Below are 19,047 nucleotides of genomic sequence, written 5' to 3'. Positions count from 1 at the left end.
GAACACGGCCGTGAGTGAGGTATGGTTCTCATGCACGACCGGCCAGGGGAAACCCCAGGTCAGACGGGCACCGGGACGTGGCGCAGCTTGGTAGCGCACTTGACTGGGGGTCAAGGGGTCGCAGGTTCAAATCCTGTCGTCCCGACCAGCGTTTCACGCAGGTCGGAGGGCCGCTTTCGCAGAGATGCGAGGGCGGCCTTCAGTGTTTCGTACGGCCATGTCGCCGCGGTGCGGTCGCCTTCAGGCGTACGGGAGTTGTCGGCCCGTGTGCGCGTCGTGGCGGCGATGGCGGGCTGCCCCTGCCGACTTCCGGGGAATTCACGGGGCCGTACCGGAGAAATCCGGTGTGGCCCCGTTGTTGTTGCCGGGAACGGCGTTGAACGAGTCGTACGCTGAGGCGGCTATCGGATATCGGGTTAATTCGGAAGTCTCCGGTCTACACATCAAGAGTCCGCGGGACGACTGACGGGAGACACGATGCGCGAGATCAGCCGAAGGGGACTGCTCGGGGCCGGACTTGGCGCGGCGGTGGCGGCCACGGTCGCCGGATGCGGCACGGAAGGCGCGCCGAACTCCGGGCGGCCACCGGGCACGGGAAAGGGCCCAGGTCATCCGGCCGCGCCTAATGCGCCGGTAAAGCAGCAGGTCAGGCTGATCGGTGACGGTTCGACAGCCGATACGGGACGCCAGCCGCACCAGCCCGGCAAGCCGCTTCCGCTGGAACCGGGCGAGACTCCGCCGCAGTTCGTGATCTTCTCCTGGGACGGTGCCGGGGAAGTCGGCAACGGGCTCTTTCCACGCTTTCTGGAACTCGCCCGCGACCACGGCGCCTCGATGACGTTCTTTCTCTCCGGGCTCTATCTCCTGCCCGAATCGCGCAAGTCGCTGTACCGGCCGCCGAACAACCCGGTCGGCGCCTCCGATATCGGATATCTGACCGACGAGCATCTGCGCGAGACGCTGAAGTGCGTACGCGAGGCCTGGTACGACGGACACGAGATCGGGACGCACTTCAACGGCCACTTCTGCGCCGGACCCGGCTCGGTGGCCAACTGGTCGTCCGCCCAGTGGCGCAGCGAGGTGGAGCAGGCCGTCTCCTTCGTCACCGAGTGGCGGACCAACACCGGCCGGCACGACCTCGAACCGCTGCCCTTCGACTACCGCAGGGAACTGATCGGCGGCCGCACCCCGTGCCTGCTCGGCCAGGACAGTCTGCTGCCCGTCGCCCGGCAGCTGGGCTGGCGCTACGACGCCTCCTCGCCCGGCGGGAGCCAGAAGTGGCCGCAGAAACGGGAGGGGGTCTGGGACCTGCCGCTCCAGGCCATGCCGTTTCCCGGCCACTCCTTCGAGGTCCTGTCGATGGACTACAACATCCTCGCCAACCAGTCGAAGAACACCACCCGTGGCATGCCCTCGAACTACCCGGCCTGGCGGGAGCAGGCGACCCGGTCCTACCTCGCCGGATTCCAGCGCGCGTACGAGACCAACCGCGCACCCCTCTACATCGGCAACCACTTCGAGGAATGGAACGGCGGGATCTACATGGACGCCGTCGAGGAGGCGCTGAAGACGATGGCCGGGAAGAAGGACGTACGCCTGGTGTCGTTCCGGCAGTTCGTGGACTGGCTGGACGTCCAGCACCCGGCCGTGCTGGACAAGCTGCGCTCGCTGGAGGTCGGTCAGGCGCCGGGAGGCGGCTGGAACGCGTTCTTCAAGTCCGCCTGAAGCGCCTTGCTCCGCCTGCCCGATCGCCCGACCCCGAAGGGACCCTGTTGTGCACGAGATGAGAGCCGAGCCGGACCCCGCCGGGGTCGGGGCGGCGGGCCGGGCCGCGTTGCTCTGGCATGTCATGAGCGCCGATGAACCCAGGACGATGTGCGGCCGGGTGCTCGGCCGCCCGGACGCGGCGACCCCGCCGGACCCTGACCTGACCGACGCCGACCGCTACTGCGCGGCGTGCATGGCGGCCTGCTGAGAGCCTGTCTTTGAACCCCCGTCGTCCGCTCTGAGGCTCGGGCGCCTTCGGAACGCCGGTCAGGGACCCGAAACCGCGTCCTCGCGCGGCGCCTCGGCCCGTACGTGCCGCGCCCCCACCCACGCCCCGAGCGCCAGCCACGCGGCGGCGAACAGCCAGCCCGCGACCACGTCGCTCAGCCAGTGCACCCCGAGGTAGACCCGGGAGAGCCCGACCGCCGCGCCCCACACCAGGACCAGCGCGACAGCGAGGCGCGCGCCCCTGGAGCGCGAGCGGGAGAGCACGGCGGCGGCCACCAGACCCGCCGTCAGCGCGGCGGTGGTGGCGTGGCCGGAGGGGAAGGAGTAGCCGGAGGGGTGGGTGTGGGTGGCCCAGTCGGCCACGCTGGGCCGGGGGCGGGCGATGGCCGCCATCAGTCCGTGCCGTACGGCCTGGCCGAGGGCCAGCACCGCGAGCGCCCCGGCGGCCGCGCAGAGCCGCTGGCGGGCGTCCCGCCCGGCCAGCAGCCCGGCGCCCACCACCAGGAGATAGGGGAGCGCCCCGGCGCCGGTGGCCGTGATCGCGCGGAACACGGCGAGCGCCACCGGTGGCCGATGGTCCACCGACCAGGTGTGGGTGGCCCGGTCGCCGGGCAGCGGTGCCCCGTCCCGTACGGCGACGACCACCGCGAGCAGGACGAACAGCAGCAGGCAGACCGCCGCGCCGACGCGCCGGGCCCGGGTCACCGGGCCGCCACCAGCGGACGCAGCCGGGTGGTGCCCAGGCGCTCCACGAGCGGCACGGCCCGGCGGGCCAGCAGCGTCAGCACCAGGGCGACCACCGCGCCCACGACCAGGCCCACGGCGATGTCGTGCGGGTAGTGCGCGCCGATCCAGACCCGGGAGGCGGCCATCAGCAGTGCGGCGGGCACCGCGATCCAGGCCAGCGCCCGGTCGGCGAGCAGCACGGCCACAGCGGCGGCGGCCGCGATCGCGGCGTGGTTGCTGGGGAAGGACCAGTCGCCCAGCGGCGGACAGGCCTCGACGGTCACCACGTGCAGAGTCTGGCACGGCCGCTGCTCGTGGACGATCATCTTGAACACATCGTTGGCGACGTACGCCGCGACCACCACGAGCGGGGCCGCCAGCGCCATCGCGAGCCGGGCGCCGCCCTCGCGCCGGGCGCGCCACCAGGCGAGGACCATGAGCACCGCGAAGAGCCCCAGGCCGTAGTCCGACCAGAGCCGGATGGCGGTGTCGACCGGTCCCGGGGCGTCCTGCGCCCGCTCGGTGATCCAGGTGTACAGGCCGTTGTCGAAGTGCATTATCGGGCGTCCTCGGCGGTGCGGGCGCGGCGGGCGCGCAGAACTTCCAGAGCGATCGGGGTGAGCGAGACGGCGACCACCAGCGCCACCAGCGGCAGCAGATAGCGGTCGACGTTGGGGATGGAGGAGCCCAGCGCGTAGCCGCCGAGCACCAGGCCGACCGTCCACACCGTGCCGCCGGCCACCTGCCAGAGCGTGAAGACCCTGGTCGGGACCCCGAGCGCGCCCGCGAGGGGGTTGAGCACCGTGCGGACGATGGGCACGAAGCGGGCCAGCACGATCGCCTTCGCGTGGCCGTACTTGGCGAGCAGCTCCTCGGCGCGGGCCGCGCCTTCGTGCAGCTTCTTGGACCTGCTGCGGGTGAGCAGCGCGCGGCCGCCTCGGCGGCCGATCCAGAACCCGGCCTGCGCCCCGATCAGGGCGCCGGCGACCGCGGCGATCAGGACCTGCGGCAGCGACAGCGACACCGGTCCGTGCTGGCCCGGGACGCACAGCAGCCCGGCCGTGAACAGCAGCGAGTCGCCCGGCAGGAAGAAGCCGACGAGCATCCCGGTCTCGGCGAAGAGCACGACGGCGATGCCGATCGCGCCGAACGCCGACAGCAAGGAGCCGGCGTCGAGAACGTTCACGGCCTGCGGGGCGGCGGTGAACAGGGGTACGGCCATGGCGGCGGGCCCTCCCATAATGGTCTGCGGGCCATGAGTGGCGCGGGCCCGACTGACTACAGTGTTGTAGACGGTCTACGGAACTGTAGACGAATGATGCAGGAGGAACGTTCCCATGGGGGTCATGGACGGGACCGGTGGGTTCGCAGGTCGCGAGGGTGGTGACGCGCGGCGCCCGGCCGGAGAGCTGGAGGCGGGCGTGCTGGCCGCGCTCTGGGCGGCCGACGGGCCGCTGACGCCCGGCGAGGTCCAGGGAGCGCTCGGCGGCAGCCTCGCCCGCACCACGGTGACGACGATCCTCACCCGGCTCTACGAGAAGGGCGCCGTCACCCGGGGCCGCTCCGGCCGCGGCTACGCCTACACCCCGACCGAGGACTCGCCCGGCCTCACCGCCCGCCGGATGCACACGGAGCTCGCGAAGGAGGAGGACCGCTCGACGGTCCTCGCCCGCTTCGTCTCCCAGCTCAGCGACGAGGACGAGCGATTGCTGCGCACCCTGCTCGACGGGGACGCGGCCGTCGTGGCGGACGTCACGGACGGCGTCGCGGACTCCCGTACGCCGTCCGGCCGGCGCGGGGCGTCGGGCCGGGCGCGGTCGGGCGGTGACCGGGGATGATCTTCGCGGTGTGGATTCCGCTGCTCGTGCCGTTCCTGGCCGTGCCGGTCGCACGGCGGCTCGCCGAGGCGCTGCCGCCCCGGCCCGCCGCCTGGCTGCTCGCCGCCGCCTCCACCGGTCTGGCCGCCTGCTCGACGGCCGCGCTCGCCCTGCTCGCGCTGGCCGGGGCGCTGCGGCTGCGGTTCGTCGCGGCCCTGGGCAACCTGGTGACGCCGCTGCGCGAGGTGCCCGCCGCGATCGCGCTCCCCGCCGCCTGCGCGGCCACCGCGCTGCTGGCCGTGTCCGGCGTGGCCCTGATCCGCACCGCCCGCCGTCAGGTCGCCGAGCTGCGCGCGGCGCACCGCCGCCTCGCCCCCGGCACCGGCGAGCTCGCCGTGCTGCGCGACCCGTGCCCGGACGCCTACGCGCTGCCCGGCCGCCCCGGCCGTATCGTCGTCACCACCGGTATGCTCCGCGCCCTCGAACCGGCCGAGCGCGAGGCCCTGTTCGCGCATGAGCGGGCCCATCTGCGCGGCCGCCACCACCTCTTCCTCGCCGCCGCCGAACTCGCCGGGCACTGCCACCCCGCGCTCCGCGCCCTGCGCGCCCCCCTCGAATACGCCCTGGAGCGCTGCGCCGACGAGGCCGCCGCCGGGGCCGTCGGCGACCGCAGGCTCGCCGCCCGCGCGATCGGCAGGGCCGCGCTCGCCAGCCGCGCGGGCGCTCCGGCGGCGCGGCCGCGCGCGGTGCTCGCGGCGGCGGCGGGCCCGGTGCCGCGCCGGGTCGCCGCCCTCCTGGACCGCCGCCCCGGCGCCGACGCGCTGCGCTCGCGCGGCGCCCGGCTGATAGCGGTCACGCTCCTCGCCTGCCTGTGCGCGTCGGCGGTCTCGGCCGTCGAGGCCGCCGCCGATCTGCACGGCGGAATCGAGACGGCCCAGGGCGAGGGCTGACCCGCAGCCCCGGGACTCGTACGGCCCAGCAACGCTGCGGCCCGGCGCCGTCCGTCCCGGAGAGTGGAACCCGTACGTCCGTCACGGCGTACGCGTCGCGTCGACGCATCTGCACTGCGGGAGGCAGCCATGACTTGCATCAACCGACGGGACCTCGGACTCCTGGTCCTGCGGGTGGGCACCGGCGCGGTCCTCGCGGCGCACGGCACCCAGAAGCTCTTCGGCTGGTTCGGCGGCGGCGGGCTCGACGCCACCGCCGCCGGAATGGAGCACATGGGCTTCCGTCCCGGCAAGCAGAGCGCGCTGGCCGCCGGGCTCGGCGAAACGGGCGGCGGCGTGCTCCTCGCCCTGGGCCTCGCCACCCCGGTGGCGGGGGCGGCCGCGGCGGGCGCGATGGCGGGCGCGGTCTCCGTGCACGCCCCCGCCGGGTTCTTCAACCAGGGCGGCGGCTTCGAGTACCCGGCGTTCCTGGGCTTCACGGCCGCCGCGATCGGCGTCGCCGGGGCCGGGCGCTACTCCCTCGACCACGCCACCTGCCACGTCCTCGACCGCCCGTGGACCGTCGCCCTCGCCTTCCTGGGCAGTGCGGCGGCCGCCGCGGCCGTGGTCGGCCGCCGGGCGCAGGACCAGGGCGGCGGGGACGACGAGGCCGAGCCGCCGGAGCCCGAGCCGTTCGACTGAGCCCGGGGCCGGACCGGCGTCCGCAGCGGGCGCCACCGCTTCGACCCGTGCGACCGGGCATGCGCGCGGCGCCGCACACCGCCGCCCGGGGGCATCCAACCGCGGCGGCTGTTGAGATGTCCGCGCAGGCCCGGGGCCATGGCGGCGGACCGAGGTCGTACCCTGTCATGCGATGGCGCGTACCCCGACCGGGGGCGCGACCCTTTTGTCTGGCTGGGAGTGACGCCGTGCTGCGCACCATGTTCAAGTCCAAGATCCACCGTGCCACCGTGACCCAGGCGGACCTCCACTACGTGGGGTCCGTGACGGTCGACGCCGAGCTGATGGAAGCCGCCGATCTGCTGCCCGGCGAGCTCGTCCACATCGTCGACATCGACAACGGCGCGCGCCTGGAGACGTACGTCATCGAGGGCGAGCGCGGCTCCGGCGTGATCGGCATCAACGGTGCGGCGGCCCACCTCGTCCACCCCGGCGACCTCGTGATCCTCATCAGCTACGCGCAGGTCGACGACGCCGAGGCGCGCACCCTGCGGCCGAGCGTCGTCCACGTCGACGCGGACAACCGGATCGTCGAGCTCGGCGCCGACGCCTCGGCCCCGGTACCGGGCACCGACCAGCGCCGCAGCCCGCACGCGGTGGCCTCGGACACCGCCCCGCTTCCCGCCCCCGTCCCGCAGCACTGACCCGGGAGATTCCCATGGCCGACGCGCCCGCCCCCGACATGCGACAAGACGGACCCGCAGTGAGCGAGCTCACCGTTCTGCACACCGCGATGGTGCACGTCCCGGTCTTCGACGCGCTGCGGGACGAGGACCACCCCGGCCTCGGACTGCGCCACCTGGTCTACCCCGAACTGCTCGGCCGGGCCCAGGGAGCCGGCCCGTCCGGCGCGGCCGAGGCCACCAGGACGGTTCTGAGCGAGGCGGTGGCCGAGGGCGCGACCGCCGTGCTCTGCACCTGCTCGACGATCGGCGCGATCGCGGAGGCGGCCGGTGCCGAACTCGGCATCCCCGTCCTGCGCGTGGACCGCCCGATGGCGGCCGCGGCGGTCGCGCACGGACCCCGCGTCGTCGTCATCGCCGCCCTGGAGTCCACGGTGGCCTCCTCGCTGGCGCTGCTCCGCGAGGAGGCGGCCGCGGCCGGGCGAGAGGTGTCCCCGCGCACGGTCCTGGTGGACCGGGCGTGGAAGCTCTTCGAGTCCGGCGACACGGTGGGCTACCACTGGGCGGTCGCCGAGGCCATCGAGGAGGTGCGGGACGCGGACGCCATCGTCCTGGCCCAGGCGTCCATGACCCCCGCCACCGAGCTGGTCCCGTCGCAGATCCCGGTCCTGACCAGCCCGCGCCTGGGGCTCGCGGCGGCGGCCCGGCTGGTGTGAGCAGGGCGTAGGCCCGGGGGCTTCGCGCCCCCGGGCCGACGAATCACCCCGCCGAGACCTCCGTCCGGTCCCCGCCCCACAGCGTGTGGAACGAGCCCTCGCGGTCGACCCGCCGGTAGGTGTGCGCCCCGAAGAAGTCCCGCTGCCCCTGCGTCAGCGCCGCCGGCAGCCGAGGGGCGCGCAGCGCGTCGTAGTACGCGAGCGCCGCCGAGAAGCCCGGCACCGGCACCCCGTGCCGCGCCGCCGCCACGACCACCGCGCGCCAGTCGTCCTGCGCCGCCCCGATCTCCTCGCCGAACCGCTTGTCGGCGAGCAGGCTCACCAGCTCGGGCTGTGCGTCGTACGCGGCCCGGATGCGGTCCAGGAACGCCGCCCGGATGATGCACCCGGCGCGCCAGATCGAGGCGACCGCGCCCAGGTCGACACCCCACTCGTACTGCTCGCTGCCCGCCCGGATCTGGTGGAAGCCCTGGGTGTACGACACGATCTTCGAGGCGTACAGCGCCTGCTCCACCTGCGCCGCGAACGCCTCCGCCTCGGCCTCACCCAGTGCGGGCACCGACGGCCCGGCCAGCGAGCGCGACACCTCGCGCAGATCCTCGTGCCCCGACAGCGACCGTGCGAACACCGCCTCGGCGATGCCGGAGACGGGCACCCCGAGGTCGAGCGCGATCTGCACGGTCCACCGCCCCGTGCCCTTCTGCTCCGCCCGGTCCTCCACCACGTCGACGAACGGCTTGCCGCTCGCCGCGTCCACGTGTGCGAGCACCTCCGCAGTGATCTCGATCAGATACGAGTCGAGGCGCCCGGTGTTCCAGCCCCGGAACGTTTCGGCGATCTTGGCGGGGGAGTACCCGGCGACCGTGCGCAGCAGGTGGTACGCCTCGGCGATCAGCTGCATGTCGGCGTACTCGATGCCGTTGTGGACCATCTTCACGAAGTGGCCCGCCCCGTCCGGACCGACGTGCGTGACACACGGCGTTCCGTCCGGCGCCTTCGCCGCGATCTTCTCCAGGAGCGGGCCCAGCGACTCGTACGACTCGGTCGAGCCGCCCGGCATGATGCTCGGGCCGTGCAGCGCGCCCTCCTCACCGCCGGACACGCCCGCGCCCACGAAGTGGATACCGCGCCCGCGCAACTCGCGCTCGCGCCGGCGGGTGTCCTCGAAGTGCGCGTTGCCGCCGTCGATGATGACGTCGCCCTCGTCGAGCAGCGGCGCGAACTCCTCGATCACCGCGTCCGTCGCCTCGCCCGCCTTGACCATGACGACCAGCCGACGCGGCCGCTCCAGCGCGGCCACGAACTCCTCGGCGGACTCGGCGGGCACGAAGGTGCCCTCGTCGCCGAACTCCTCCACCAGCGCCCGGGTCCTGGCCGCCGTACGGTTGTGCACCGCGACCGTGAGGCCGTTGCGCGCGAAGTTACGGGCGAGATTGCGCCCCATGACGGCGAGTCCGGTGACGCCGATCTGGGCTGTTCCACTCATGGCACTGCTCCTCGGTGCTCGGGTGCGCTGCTCGGTCAACCCTACGGAAGAGTCCAAGTCGCGCGACCCGGGCGGCATTCCCGTCGCACGCGCCCCGCGAGCCCGTGGCAGGGGCGCGCGTGATGCCCCGTACGCACTCCCGTACGCACTCTTGTCACGGTGTCTTCGCAGCCCCTACTTTGGCGGCTCCTGAAGCGTTCGAGGGGGGACCCATGTCCGTACGCGGGCGGCACCGGCGGTATCAGCCGAGCCGTATCAACCGGGCCTCGCTGACGGTGACGGCGGGCGGTGCGGGCATGGCCCTGCCGCTGATCGGCGCGGGCACGGCGCACGCCGCCTCGCTGGACGTCTGGGACAAGGTCGCGGCCTGCGAGTCCACCGACAACTGGCAGATCAACACCGGCAACGGCTATTACGGCGGGCTGCAGTTCAGCCAGTCGACGTGGGTGGCGTACGGGGGGCGGCAGTACGCCCCGCGCGCCGATCTGGCCGGCCGGAGCGAGCAGATAGCCGTGGCCGAGAAGGTACTGGGGGACCAGGGGCCCGGTGCCTGGCCGGTCTGTTCGGGGGAGGCCGGACTGACCCGGGCCGCCGCCCACCCGGCCGCCGCGGTCCATGTCCAGGTGCGCCACTCGCAGCCGACGAAGCCGCACACCGCGCACACCACCGCGCACGTCACCCCGCACACCGCCGCGCAGGCGAGCCCGACCAAGGTGCCCGGCAAGCGCGACTCGTACACCGTCGTCCCCGGCGACTCCCTCTCCCGTATCGCGCGCACCGAGCAGGTCAAGGGCGGCTGGCACCAGCTGTACACCGACAACCGCGAGGTCGTCGGCGGCGATCCGGACCTGATACTGCCCGGCCAGCGCCTGGCGTTACCGGGCCGGGCGACCCCGCCCAGGACCCACCCGCAGCCACCGCACAAGCCGTCACCCGCGAAGCAGAAGCCGCAGCCCAAGCAGCAGACCAAGCCGAAGCAGCAGCCCGCGCCGCACAAGGAGACCGTGCCGGTCTCGCACCGGACCGCCGCGTTCAGCGCGCCCGTCGACGCCGACCCCAGCACCCCGTACCACAAGGCGGGTGCCTCCTGGGCGAGCGGCTATCACACGGGTGTCGACTTCCCCGTTCCGACCGGGACCCCGGTGCACGCGGTCGCCGCGGGCAAGGTGGTCGAGGCGGGCTGGGGCGGCAGCTACGGCTACCAGGTGGTCATCCGGCACACCGACGGCCGGTACAGCCAGTACGCCCATCTCTCGGCCGTGAACGTACGGGCCGGGCAGCAGATCAACACCGGTCAGCGGATCGGGCGTTCGGGCTCCACCGGCAACGCCACGGGTCCGCATCTGCACTTCGAGATCCGCACCGGACCCGCGTACGGGTCGGACATCGACCCGCTGGCCTATCTGAGGGCGGGCGGCGTCAGCCTCTGATCGCCCGCGCCGTCGCCGCTCTCGGCGCTCTGACCGGGCGCCGGGATGCCCGGCAGGGTCTGCCGCCCGGCCGTCGGCCCGGTCGTCTGCCGCCCGGTCGTCTGCGGCTCGGTCCGTTCGGTCCGTTCGGCCCGTTCGGTCCGTGAGCGGCGCGCGGGTCTGCTCATCCGCTCGGTGGTGAGCAGGATCAGACCGCCCGCCGCCACGACGCCACTGGCGAGAGCGATGGCCAGACCCGCCGTGCCGTACCGGAACTCCTCGCCGAACAGGGTGAGTCCGACGGTCGCCGCGACCACCGGGTTGACCACCGTCACGGTCGCCAGCGGTGCGGCGAGCCCGGCCCCTCGGTAGGAGGCCTGGGAGATCAGCAGACCGGCCGCCGCGAGCACGGCTATGGCCAGCAGGCTGGGCACCTCGCTGAGCTTCAGCCCGTCGTTCCAGTCCTCGGCCACCACTTTGGTGAAGACCGAGGCCATGCCGAACGAGACACCGGCCGCGGCGGCGAGCAGCACACTGCGCAGCACCGGCTTGTGCACCGCCCGCGAGCCGAGGAAGAGCACGGCCATCCCGGCGAAGGTGGCGGCCGCGAGGATCAGGCGCTGACCGCCGTCGACCGAGTCGGCGTCCGCGTCGGTGGTCAGCGCGAGCAGCCCCGCGAGACCGGCGGTCGCCATGATCGCGCCGCGCCAGGCCGCCGCCCCCGCCTTGCGCCGTACGAACACGGCGGCCATCGGGAGCGCGAACACTATGGTCAGCGCGCCCAGCGGCTGGACGAGAGTGAGCGGTCCGCAGGCGAGCGCCACCACGTGCAGCAGCGCGCCCAGGCCGTTGAGTGCCACGGAGACCCACCAGGCGCCCTGGCGGAGATATGTGCTGTCGGGGGTGGCCGCGGCCACGCGCTCCTGAACGATCGCCGCGGCCGCGTAGGCGACGGCGGAGATCAGGGACAGCAGCACGGACAGGGCTAGGGCACTCATGCATCCACGATCTCTCGTGAATCGCCTCACGTCGTCGTCCTTGAGCACGCATTGACACGTACTGCCATAGGAGTAGGCGTCTACTCCAGAAGTCGCCCATACATCGGGCATTTAGTACAACTGCTGGTCGGCGGGGGTGTGATGAGATCTTCTCGGCCACTTCGACGCCGTGGGATGTCGCATAGTAGTCGAACGTATGTTCGGTAGAAAATCTGGAAGAATCGCCGGGATTCCGGCGGGCGGACGACAGGTCTCACGGCCGTGCGCGGCTGTCGGCGTGAAACGTCAAAGAGGGGACGAGCGGTGGATCTGACGGCGGTGGCGTCGGTGGGCGGGTTCTTCGCGCTGCGCACCGGATCGCCCGGCGGCGGGCACCTCCCGCTCTCGCGCCTGTACGCGGGGGAGGGCGGCCCGCTGACGGCCAGGATCGACACCGTCCAGGCCCGCCTGAGCGCCCCCGAGCGCCGCACGGCCGCCTCCATCGCCCACCTCGGCCTGGTCGCCCGGCTCTGGTCGATCGCGCTCGGGCCCGCCGTGCTCCACGGCGAGGTGCCCGATCTCACGCCGGACGCGCTCTCGTGGGACGGCGGGCGGAGCGCGCCCGACGACCTGCTGCTCGACGGCGTGCGCGCGCTGCCCGGCACGGCCGAGCGGATCCGCGAGAGTGTCCAGTACGGCCACCTGCCGGCGCTCGCCGACGCCTTCCGGCGCGACACCCCGCTCCCGTACGGACTGTTGTGGGGCAACGCGGGATCCGCGCTCGCCGGAGCCGTGCGCGAACTCCACGGCTGGGCACGGCGCGGCGGCCGCCCCGACGCGGCCCGCCGTGCCCTGGAGCTCGGCGCCGAGCTCTTCGCCCACCCCGACCTGGCGGGCACCGGCACGCTCCTGCCCGGCCCCGCCTTCCGGCGCCGCAGCTGCTGCCTCTACTACCGCGTCCCGGGCGGCGGCCTCTGCGGCGACTGCGTCTTCGACCGCCCGCCGGGCCGCGGCTGATGTGCGTGCCGGACCCGCGCGTCCCAGGCAAGACCCACCGGACAGGCCCTGGGGTCCCGCGCCTGACCAGGGGGCCCGCGGGCCCTTGATCACGGGCGCGGTTTGGTGTGCGGCGCCCTCGCTCCGTACGATTCCGCTTTTGGGAACTTCCGCGCGGGCGCGACCGCACACATGACCGAGGAACGGCGACGGCGATGACGGTGACAGAGGACATCCAGGACCAGGAGCACGGTCCCGGCATCGGCCAGGAGCCCGCCGAGTCCGACGTGGAGTACGGCCCCGGGATCGACCCGGAGCGGCTCGCCGTCTGTCTGAGCGTGCTCGACGAGCTCGACACGATCGAGGTCGACCACCCGGACGCGATCGCCGTGCGCCGCGCCACCGCCGCCATCTACCGGACCGTGAAGCAGCGCCGGCGCCAGGAGCGCCGGGCCGCCAAGACCGCCCACGACCGGGCCGTCACGCACGCCACCGCCACCGGCTCCGCCGAGCGCATCGACGACGAGACCGAGGGCATCCTGCCGTCCTCCGCGACCCCGACCGGAGAGATCGCGGGCATACTCCAGCGCCCGCGCTCCTGCTACATCTGCAAGACGCGGTACGTCGAGGTCGACTACTTCTACCACCAGCTCTGCCAGAAGTGCGCCGCCGAGAACCGGTTCCGCCGCGAGGCCCGCACCGACCTCAGCGGCAAGCGCGCGCTGCTCACCGGCGGCCGGGCCAAGATCGGCATGTACATCGCGCTGCGGCTGCTGCGCGACGGCGCCCACACCACCATCACCACCCGCTTCCCCAAGGACGCCATCCGCCGCTTCAAGGCGATGGAGGACTCGGCTCAGTGGATGCACCGCCTTGAGGTCGTCGGCATCGACCTGCGCGACCCGGCCCAGGTGGTCGCGCTGGCCGAGCAGACCGCCGAGCACGGTCCGCTGGACATCCTGATCAACAACGCCACGCAGACCGTGCGCCGACTGCCCACCGCGTACGCGGCCCTGGTCGACGGTGAGAGCGCGCCGCTGCCCGCCGGTGAGCTGCCCGCCCACCACGTCATCGGCGCCTTCAACTCCGGCGCGGTCGACGGCCTCGCCGCGCTGCCGCTGGGCACTTCCGGCCTGGACGCCCAGCGGGTCGCCGACCTCGCCCTGGTCGCGGGCAACGCCACCATCGCCAAGCACCACGACGGCACCGCCATCGACGCGGGCGGCCTGCTCCCGGACGTCGTCCACACCAACACCTGGGTGCAGTCGATCGACCAGATCTCCCCGGTCGAGCTCCTTGAGACCCAGCTGTGCAACTACACGGCGCCGTTCATCCTGATCAGCATGCTCCGCCCGGTGATGGCCGAGGCCGCCCGCAAGGCGCCCAACGGCCGCGCGTACGTGGTGAACGTCTCGGCGATGGAGGGCGTCTTCAGCCGCGGCTACAAGGGCGCCGGGCACCCCAACACCAACGCCGCGAAGGCCGCCATGAACATGGTGACCCGCACCAGCGGCCAGGAGATGTTCGAGACCGACAAGATCCTGATGACCTCGGTCGACACCGGCTGGATCACGGACGAGCGCCCGCACCACGACAAGCTGCGGCTCGCCGAGGAGGGCTTCCACGCCCCGCTCGACCTGGTCGACGGCGCCGCGCGCGTCTACGACCCGATCGTGCGCGGCGAGGCGGGCGAGGACCTGCACAGCGTCTTCATGAAGGACTACGCGCCCGGCAAGTGGTAGGCCGGGAGGCGGTCGCCTCGCGGTAAACCTCGTAGGACAGCGGCTCGGCGCGGCGCTCAGCGCGCGTGCCGCGCCGCCACCAGCTCCAGGACCGGCCGCCAGTCGTCCATCACTCCCGCGTCCAGGCCGACGACCTTGCCCGCGTCGTCGGCCTGCCGCAGATCGAGCGCGGCCTCGGCCTCCGGGTCGAGCGCGAACGCGTCCGCCTCCTCGGGCGACATCACCCCGCCCTGCGCCCGCAGGGTCAGCTCGCTCTGCGGCGACAGCGTCCGGTCGGGCTCGACGGTCGCGAGATAGCGCTTGGCCGGAACGTGCAGCTGCACCAGCCTGGCCACCCTCGCCCCGAGCAGCGGGCGCACCGCGTCCGCCGCGCGGTCGGCGTGGCCCGCGTCGTCACCCGGACGGAGCAGATGCCCCAGATCGTGTACGAGCCCGGCGAGCTGGAGCTCCTTGTCACTCGGATGGGCGCGGCGCAGCAGATGGGCGGTCTGCAAAGCGTGGTCGTGCAGATCGACCGGATCGCCGCTGCGGTCGGGCGTGTCCCAGGCGTCCCGGCAGGCGTACAGGAGGTCCATCAGCTCATCGACGGACCGGGGCCGGCTCGACAGGTCCACGAGGACTCCTCACGGGTGGCGGACGTCGCCGAACAGCAGATCATGGCTGGATGAACACCGTGTTGAACGTGCGGCGAAGGAAAGTTGACGCAAAGGAAGTGGCCCTATCGAGCGGGACACCGCTCATTTGGTTACTCTGACCCCGACGGAAGCCATCAAAGGATCGACCAGTCCTCGATGCCCGTTCCGGGACCGGCCCGCACACTGGGCCGAGCTTCCGACAGAGTGCCGGCGCCACCGCGTCAGAACTACCCATGCCCCCTGCCCCCTTCGGGCGTCGGCGACCGGGAAGAGACCGGAGCCGTCGGCACGCCAAGGGTTACGCGACACAGAGGAGTGCGCGGTGACACCAGAGATGACTGAACGCGAACAGCGGACGCCGGAACGCGGCGGCGACCGGACCGGCCGGCCCGAGAAGCTCCGCAACCTTGAGGTCTGGGCCCGTTCGGCCCCGATCCGGCTGGCCGGCTACGAGGACGACCTCGCCGAGCCGCACATCCTGCCGGGCATCGACTGAGTGAACCGGGCGAGCTGAGCGCACCGTTCCGTGCCCGATGTGCCCCCTGCTCCGGCAGGGGGCACATCCATGTCCGGCCACCCGCACACCGCGCGTCGCGGGCGCCCCGCGCACTCCGCGTTGCGTACGAAAGGCGGCCGTCCGCTTGCGGACCCGCCCGACCTCCGACAGACAATAGGGGGTAACTCGGGGCGAAAAGGTGGGAGATCTACGTGCGCTCGACCCCACGCCGGTTCACCCTGGCCGCGACCGTCATGTCCCTCGCCGTCCTCGTCGCCGCGTGTGGCGGAGGCAGCAGCGGGAACAGCGCGTCCGACCAGAAGGAGCTGTTCCTCCAGCCGGTCGCCGCGTCCGGCCCCGACCCCTTCACGGAGTCGACGGCCAAGTCCGCCAAGCCGCTGACCCCTTCGCAGCCACCGCCGAGCGCCCCGAGTCCGTCGGCGCCCGTGCAGACGATCCACTCGGTCCCCGGCTCCACGCCCGGCCTCTACGGCGGTACGCAGTCGGTGGCCAGCTGTGACGTGGAGCAGCAGATCCGGTTCCTGAACGCGGACAGGGCCAAGGCGCGGGCGTTCTCCGAGACCGTCGGGATCAACCAGAACGATCTCCCCTCGTTCCTGCGCGGCCTCACCCCGGTGGTGCTGCGGGCCGACACCCGGGTCACCAACCACGGCTTCAAGGACGGCCATGCCACCGCCTTCCAGTCCGTCCTGCAGGCCGGCACCGCGGTCATGGTCGACGACCACGGCATCCCGCGGGTGCGCTGCGCCTGCGGCAACCCGCTGAATCCGCCGGTCGCGACCCAGGGGGCCGCGTCCCGGGGCCAGTCCTGGCCGGGCTACCAGCCGCAGCGGACCGTCGTGATCAACCGCACCACCACAGTGATCAACAGCCTGATCATCGTGAACATCGTCAACAACACCTGGATCGAGCGCAGGAGGGGTGACAACGGCTCGCGCGACCGGGACCGGCCCGACATCCAGATCGACCCGACCGCGCCGGTCGTCCCGGAGACGCCGACCCCGGTGAGCCCCGAGCAGTCCAGCCCGGGCACCACGCCGAGCGAGTCCTCGGCGTCCCCGAACTCGCCCAGCGCGTCGAACGGCACCAGCTGCCCGCCCGGGACCCCGACCACCACCGTGACGCAGTCGCCCCCGGCCGTCGCGCCCGGAGGCACCCCGCCCAACGCCGCGGCGACGCCCGGTGGCACCCCGCCGAACGTGGCGGCGACCCCCGGCGGCACCACGCCCAACGTGGCGGCGACGCCCTCGGGCTGCCCGACGGAGACCGTCACGGTCAAGCCCAAGCTGACGACGCCGTCGCCCTCGCCGCGCACGCCGAGCGTGCCGCCGACCCCGTCGGAGCCGCTGGTGCCGACGCCGTCCACCGAACTGCCCACGCTGCCCTCGGAGCCGGCGCCGGTCTTCCCGCAGGAGCCGTCGGCTGGCTCCGGCGGCACCGAGATGCCGACGGGCACCTCCGACTTCGACACCGAGCCACCCCTGGACGCCCGACAGCTGACCTGACCGGATGCCCCCGATCGGCCCAAAGATCGGAACGACGATGGACGACTGGCCCGCCGACCCAGGTCTGAGCCTCGCCCTCAACCGCATGGGCGCCTTCGACTGGGACCTCGTCAGCGGTCAGCTGCACATGGACCCGTCCGCGCTCGCCGTGTTCGACCTGCGGCCCGAGGAGTACGACGGCCGCCCCGAGACACTGGGCAGCCGGGTGGTCCCGGGCGAGGGCGCCCGGCTCGACGCCATGGTCTCGCAGGCGCTCAAGAGCGGCAGCCGCCACTACGGCGCTTACTTCCGGGTACGGGTGCGCGACGCCGGTGAGCGCTGGGCGCACACCCAGGGCTGTGTGCTGCGTGACGACGACGGCCGTCCGCGGCGCATCATCGGCGTCGTCCGCGACGCCACCCAGGAGCTCGCCGACGCCACCGCCCGCCCCGGCCGCGACGACGAGGACCGCCGGCAGACCGGCGTGGTCGACAGCACCACGGCCGCCCTCGCGCACGCCCGTACCGTCCAGGACGTCATCGACGTGCTCAACGGCTCGCACGGTCTGGAACACCTCGGCGCCACCAGCCTGGTGATGGGTCTGCTGGAGTCGGGCCGGATCCACCTGGTCGCCGAGGGCCCCGCCGACAGCTTCGTGCCGGGGACGCGCTGGACCCGCGTCGACGAGCAGTACCCGATGAGCGAGGTGGTGCGCACCCTGGCGCCCCGCTTCATCCAGACCCCGGACGACTTCGCCCGCTCCTACCCCCGGCTGTGGCCGCACATCAGCGGCCTCGGCATCACCGCGGCCGCCTATCTCCCGCTGATCGCCCAGGCCCGCCCGATCGGCGCGCTCGGCCTGCTCTACAGCGACAAGACCGGCTTCACGGCGGACGAGCGCAACCTCCTGGTGGCGCTGGGCAGTTCCATCGCGCAGAGCCTGCAGCGGGCCGTGCTCTACGAGCAGGAGCACGACCTCGCCGAGGGCCTGCAGCAGGCGATGCTGCCGCGCCGCATCCCCGATGTGCCCGGCGCCCGGATCGCGGTGCGCTACCGCTCGGCACGCCTGGGCCGGGACATCGGCGGCGACTGGTACGACGTCATCCCGCTGCCCGGCGGCCGGGTCGGCGCGGTCATCGGCGACGTCCAGGGCCATGACACGCACGCCGCCGCCGTGATGGGACAGCTGCGCATCGTGTTGCGCGCCTACGCGGCCGAGGGGCACACCCCGGCCACCGTGATGGCCCGGGCCTCCGTGTTCCTGCACGAGCTGGACACCGACCGCTTCGCGACCTGTACGTACGCCGAGGCCGACCTGTCGACCGGAGTGGTCCAGCTGGTACGGGCCGGACATGTCGACCCCCTGCTGCGCCACCCCGACGGCAGCTGCCGCAGGCTCCCGGTGGAGGGCGGCCTCCCGCTGGGCCTCTCGGCCGAGTTCGGACGCCTCGAATATCCGGTCACGTCCGTCGAGCTGGAGCCCGAACAGACCCTGCTGCTGTTCACGGACGGCCTGGTGGAGCAGCCGGGCGCCGACCTCGACGACGGGATGCAGCTGCTCGCCTCGCTGGTCCGCTCCGGTCCCGCCGACCTCCAGGAGCTCGCCGACCGGATGTGCGACGTGGTCGACGACCGGGCCGGCGACGACGACGTGGCGTTGCTGCTCCTGCGCCGGCTCGCCCCGGAGGCCCCGCAGGCCGGCGGCCGCCTCCAGCAGCACGTGGCGCAGAACGACCCGGAGGCGCTGAGCTCGTCGCGCCATATGATCCGGGCCGCGGTACGGGCGTGGGGCGCCCGGGAGCGCGCGGACGAGATCGAGCTGGCCGCCGACGAGCTGATCACCAACGCGCTGATGCACACCGACGGCGGCGCGATCGTGACCGTACGGGTCCTGGCCGGGCCCGAACGGCGGCTGCGGGTCGAGGTCGAGGACCGCTCCAGCGCCCTGCCGCGCCGCCGCGAGGCGGGCGACTCCGGGGTGTCGGGGCGCGGCCTGATGCTGGTGGACCGGCTCGCGGAGGTGTGGGGCGTGGAGTCGCGGGGGAGCGGCAAATGCGTGTGGTGCGAGTTCATCGTGCCGGAGCGCGCCGCGAATTGACGGCTACCTGACGGTAACCATACGTAACGCGACAGTACTTGACCGTAACCGAACGTTCGCGCTTGACTGCTGAACTCGTACGGTCGGCAGCGTCGCCGACCGGCCCCGTGCGTCGGCGGCTTCGCCGCCCTCCCCGTTCGCGACTGATACGAGGAC

General features: G+C 73.0%; 19 protein-coding genes and 1 tRNA gene. 14 read left to right on the top strand and 6 right to left on the bottom strand.

Annotated features, from left to right (window positions below; all coding sequences use genetic code 11):
* Positions 1–71 precede the first annotated feature (71 nt).
* The 3 genes from ACGFRG_RS22800 to ACGFRG_RS22790 all read left to right on the top strand — a co-directional run bounded on the left by ACGFRG_RS22800 (position 72) and on the right by ACGFRG_RS22790 (position 1,975).
* Positions 72–148: transfer RNA gene (locus ACGFRG_RS22800), tRNA-Pro, on the top strand.
* A gap of 329 nt (positions 149–477) precedes the next feature.
* Positions 478–1,725 carry a hypothetical protein gene (locus ACGFRG_RS22795; protein WP_393266524.1) on the top strand — a complete coding sequence of 416 codons (1,248 nt, stop codon included), beginning with the start codon at positions 478–480 and terminating at the stop codon, positions 1,723–1,725.
* Between the two features lie 49 nt (positions 1,726–1,774).
* Positions 1,775–1,975 (top strand): hypothetical protein, encoded by a 201-nt coding sequence (locus ACGFRG_RS22790; protein WP_361418906.1) that lies wholly within the window; start codon positions 1,775–1,777, stop codon positions 1,973–1,975.
* Positions 1,976–2,034: 59 nt separating this feature from the next.
* Here ACGFRG_RS22790 and ACGFRG_RS22785 read toward each other — a convergent pair whose 3' ends face one another.
* From ACGFRG_RS22785 to ACGFRG_RS22775, 3 genes are read right to left on the bottom strand one after another with little or no spacing between them, the layout of a single operon-like run.
* Positions 2,035–2,700 (bottom strand): phosphatase PAP2 family protein, encoded by a 666-nt coding sequence (locus tag ACGFRG_RS22785; protein WP_393266520.1) that lies wholly within the window; start codon positions 2,698–2,700, stop codon positions 2,035–2,037.
* Entirely contained in the window at positions 2,697–3,278 is a 582-nt protein-coding gene (locus tag ACGFRG_RS22780) for a phosphatase PAP2 family protein (protein WP_361418900.1), read from the bottom strand. The genes ACGFRG_RS22785 and ACGFRG_RS22780 overlap by 4 nt, the downstream gene beginning before the upstream one ends.
* Entirely contained in the window at positions 3,278–3,943 is a 666-nt protein-coding gene (locus tag ACGFRG_RS22775) for a DedA family protein (RefSeq protein WP_361418897.1), read from the bottom strand. The genes ACGFRG_RS22780 and ACGFRG_RS22775 overlap by 1 nt, the downstream gene beginning before the upstream one ends.
* 124 nt (positions 3,944–4,067) lie before the next feature.
* On the opposite strand from ACGFRG_RS22775, the gene ACGFRG_RS22770 reads away from it, so the two are divergent.
* The 5 genes from ACGFRG_RS22770 (at position 4,068) to ACGFRG_RS22750 (ending at position 7,547) form a co-directional block, all read left to right on the top strand.
* Entirely contained in the window at positions 4,068–4,559 is a 492-nt protein-coding gene (locus ACGFRG_RS22770) for a BlaI/MecI/CopY family transcriptional regulator (RefSeq protein WP_393266517.1), read from the top strand.
* The gene (locus ACGFRG_RS22765) at positions 4,556–5,488 is read left to right on the top strand and encodes a M56 family metallopeptidase (RefSeq protein ID WP_361418891.1); all 933 of its coding nucleotides are present in this window, start codon (positions 4,556–4,558) and stop codon (positions 5,486–5,488) included. Before ACGFRG_RS22770 ends, ACGFRG_RS22765 begins: the two co-directional genes overlap by 4 nt.
* A gap of 129 nt (positions 5,489–5,617) precedes the next feature.
* On the top strand, positions 5,618–6,169 hold the full coding sequence (locus ACGFRG_RS22760; RefSeq protein ID WP_361418888.1) for a DoxX family protein: 552 nt from the start codon (positions 5,618–5,620) through the stop codon (positions 6,167–6,169).
* Between the two features lie 227 nt (positions 6,170–6,396).
* Positions 6,397–6,852 (top strand): aspartate 1-decarboxylase, encoded by a 456-nt coding sequence (gene panD / locus ACGFRG_RS22755; protein WP_361418885.1) that lies wholly within the window; start codon positions 6,397–6,399, stop codon positions 6,850–6,852.
* A 38-nt stretch (positions 6,853–6,890) separates the two neighbouring features.
* Positions 6,891–7,547, top strand: coding sequence for an aspartate/glutamate racemase family protein (locus ACGFRG_RS22750; RefSeq protein WP_393266677.1), 657 nt, complete (start codon positions 6,891–6,893; stop codon positions 7,545–7,547).
* A gap of 43 nt (positions 7,548–7,590) precedes the next feature.
* On the opposite strand, the gene gndA is transcribed toward ACGFRG_RS22750, so the two are convergent.
* A complete protein-coding gene (gene gndA, locus ACGFRG_RS22745) occupies positions 7,591–9,033 on the bottom strand; it encodes an NADP-dependent phosphogluconate dehydrogenase (protein ID WP_361418879.1) in 1,443 nt (480 codons plus the stop codon).
* Between the two features lie 212 nt (positions 9,034–9,245).
* Here gndA and ACGFRG_RS22740 point away from each other — a divergent pair, with 212 nt between their 5' ends.
* Positions 9,246–10,463: a peptidoglycan DD-metalloendopeptidase family protein gene (locus ACGFRG_RS22740; RefSeq protein WP_361418876.1), complete on the top strand. Its 1,218-nt coding sequence runs from the start codon at positions 9,246–9,248 to the stop codon at positions 10,461–10,463.
* Here the strand turns inward: ACGFRG_RS22740 and ACGFRG_RS22735 are convergent.
* The gene (locus ACGFRG_RS22735; protein WP_393266511.1) at positions 10,433–11,440 is read right to left on the bottom strand and encodes a DMT family transporter; all 1,008 of its coding nucleotides are present in this window, start codon (positions 11,438–11,440) and stop codon (positions 10,433–10,435) included. The genes ACGFRG_RS22740 and ACGFRG_RS22735 overlap by 31 nt on opposite strands.
* Positions 11,441–11,743: 303 nt before the next feature.
* Here ACGFRG_RS22735 and ACGFRG_RS22730 point away from each other — a divergent pair, with 303 nt between their 5' ends.
* The gene (locus ACGFRG_RS22730) at positions 11,744–12,436 is read left to right on the top strand and encodes a (2Fe-2S)-binding protein (RefSeq protein WP_361418870.1); all 693 of its coding nucleotides are present in this window, start codon (positions 11,744–11,746) and stop codon (positions 12,434–12,436) included.
* Positions 12,437–12,630: 194 nt separating this feature from the next.
* Complete coding sequence (locus ACGFRG_RS22725) at positions 12,631–14,157, top strand: SDR family NAD(P)-dependent oxidoreductase (RefSeq protein WP_361418867.1); 1,527 nt, start codon at positions 12,631–12,633, stop codon at positions 14,155–14,157.
* Between the two features lie 56 nt (positions 14,158–14,213).
* On the opposite strand, the gene ACGFRG_RS22720 is transcribed toward ACGFRG_RS22725, so the two are convergent.
* Positions 14,214–14,732: an inositol oxygenase family protein gene (locus ACGFRG_RS22720; protein WP_393266674.1), complete on the bottom strand. Its 519-nt coding sequence runs from the start codon at positions 14,730–14,732 to the stop codon at positions 14,214–14,216.
* A 394-nt stretch (positions 14,733–15,126) separates the two neighbouring features.
* Between ACGFRG_RS22720 and ACGFRG_RS22715 the strand changes: the two genes are divergently transcribed.
* The 3 genes from ACGFRG_RS22715 (at position 15,127) to ACGFRG_RS22705 (ending at position 18,891) form a co-directional block, all read left to right on the top strand.
* Entirely contained in the window at positions 15,127–15,288 is a 162-nt protein-coding gene (locus ACGFRG_RS22715; RefSeq protein ID WP_188272606.1) for a hypothetical protein, read from the top strand.
* A 212-nt stretch (positions 15,289–15,500) separates the two neighbouring features.
* On the top strand, positions 15,501–16,814 hold the full coding sequence (locus tag ACGFRG_RS22710) for a DUF6777 domain-containing protein (protein ID WP_393266506.1): 1,314 nt from the start codon (positions 15,501–15,503) through the stop codon (positions 16,812–16,814).
* A 37-nt stretch (positions 16,815–16,851) separates the two neighbouring features.
* Complete coding sequence (locus ACGFRG_RS22705) at positions 16,852–18,891, top strand: SpoIIE family protein phosphatase (protein ID WP_393266503.1); 2,040 nt, start codon at positions 16,852–16,854, stop codon at positions 18,889–18,891.
* The last annotated feature ends 156 nt before the right edge of the window (positions 18,892–19,047 follow it).

It is taken from the genome of Streptomyces sp. NPDC048696 (genome assembly GCF_043198895.1).
Lineage (GTDB): Bacteria > Actinomycetota > Actinomycetes > Streptomycetales > Streptomycetaceae > Streptomyces.
This window is presented reverse-complemented; position numbering and strand designations above follow the sequence as displayed.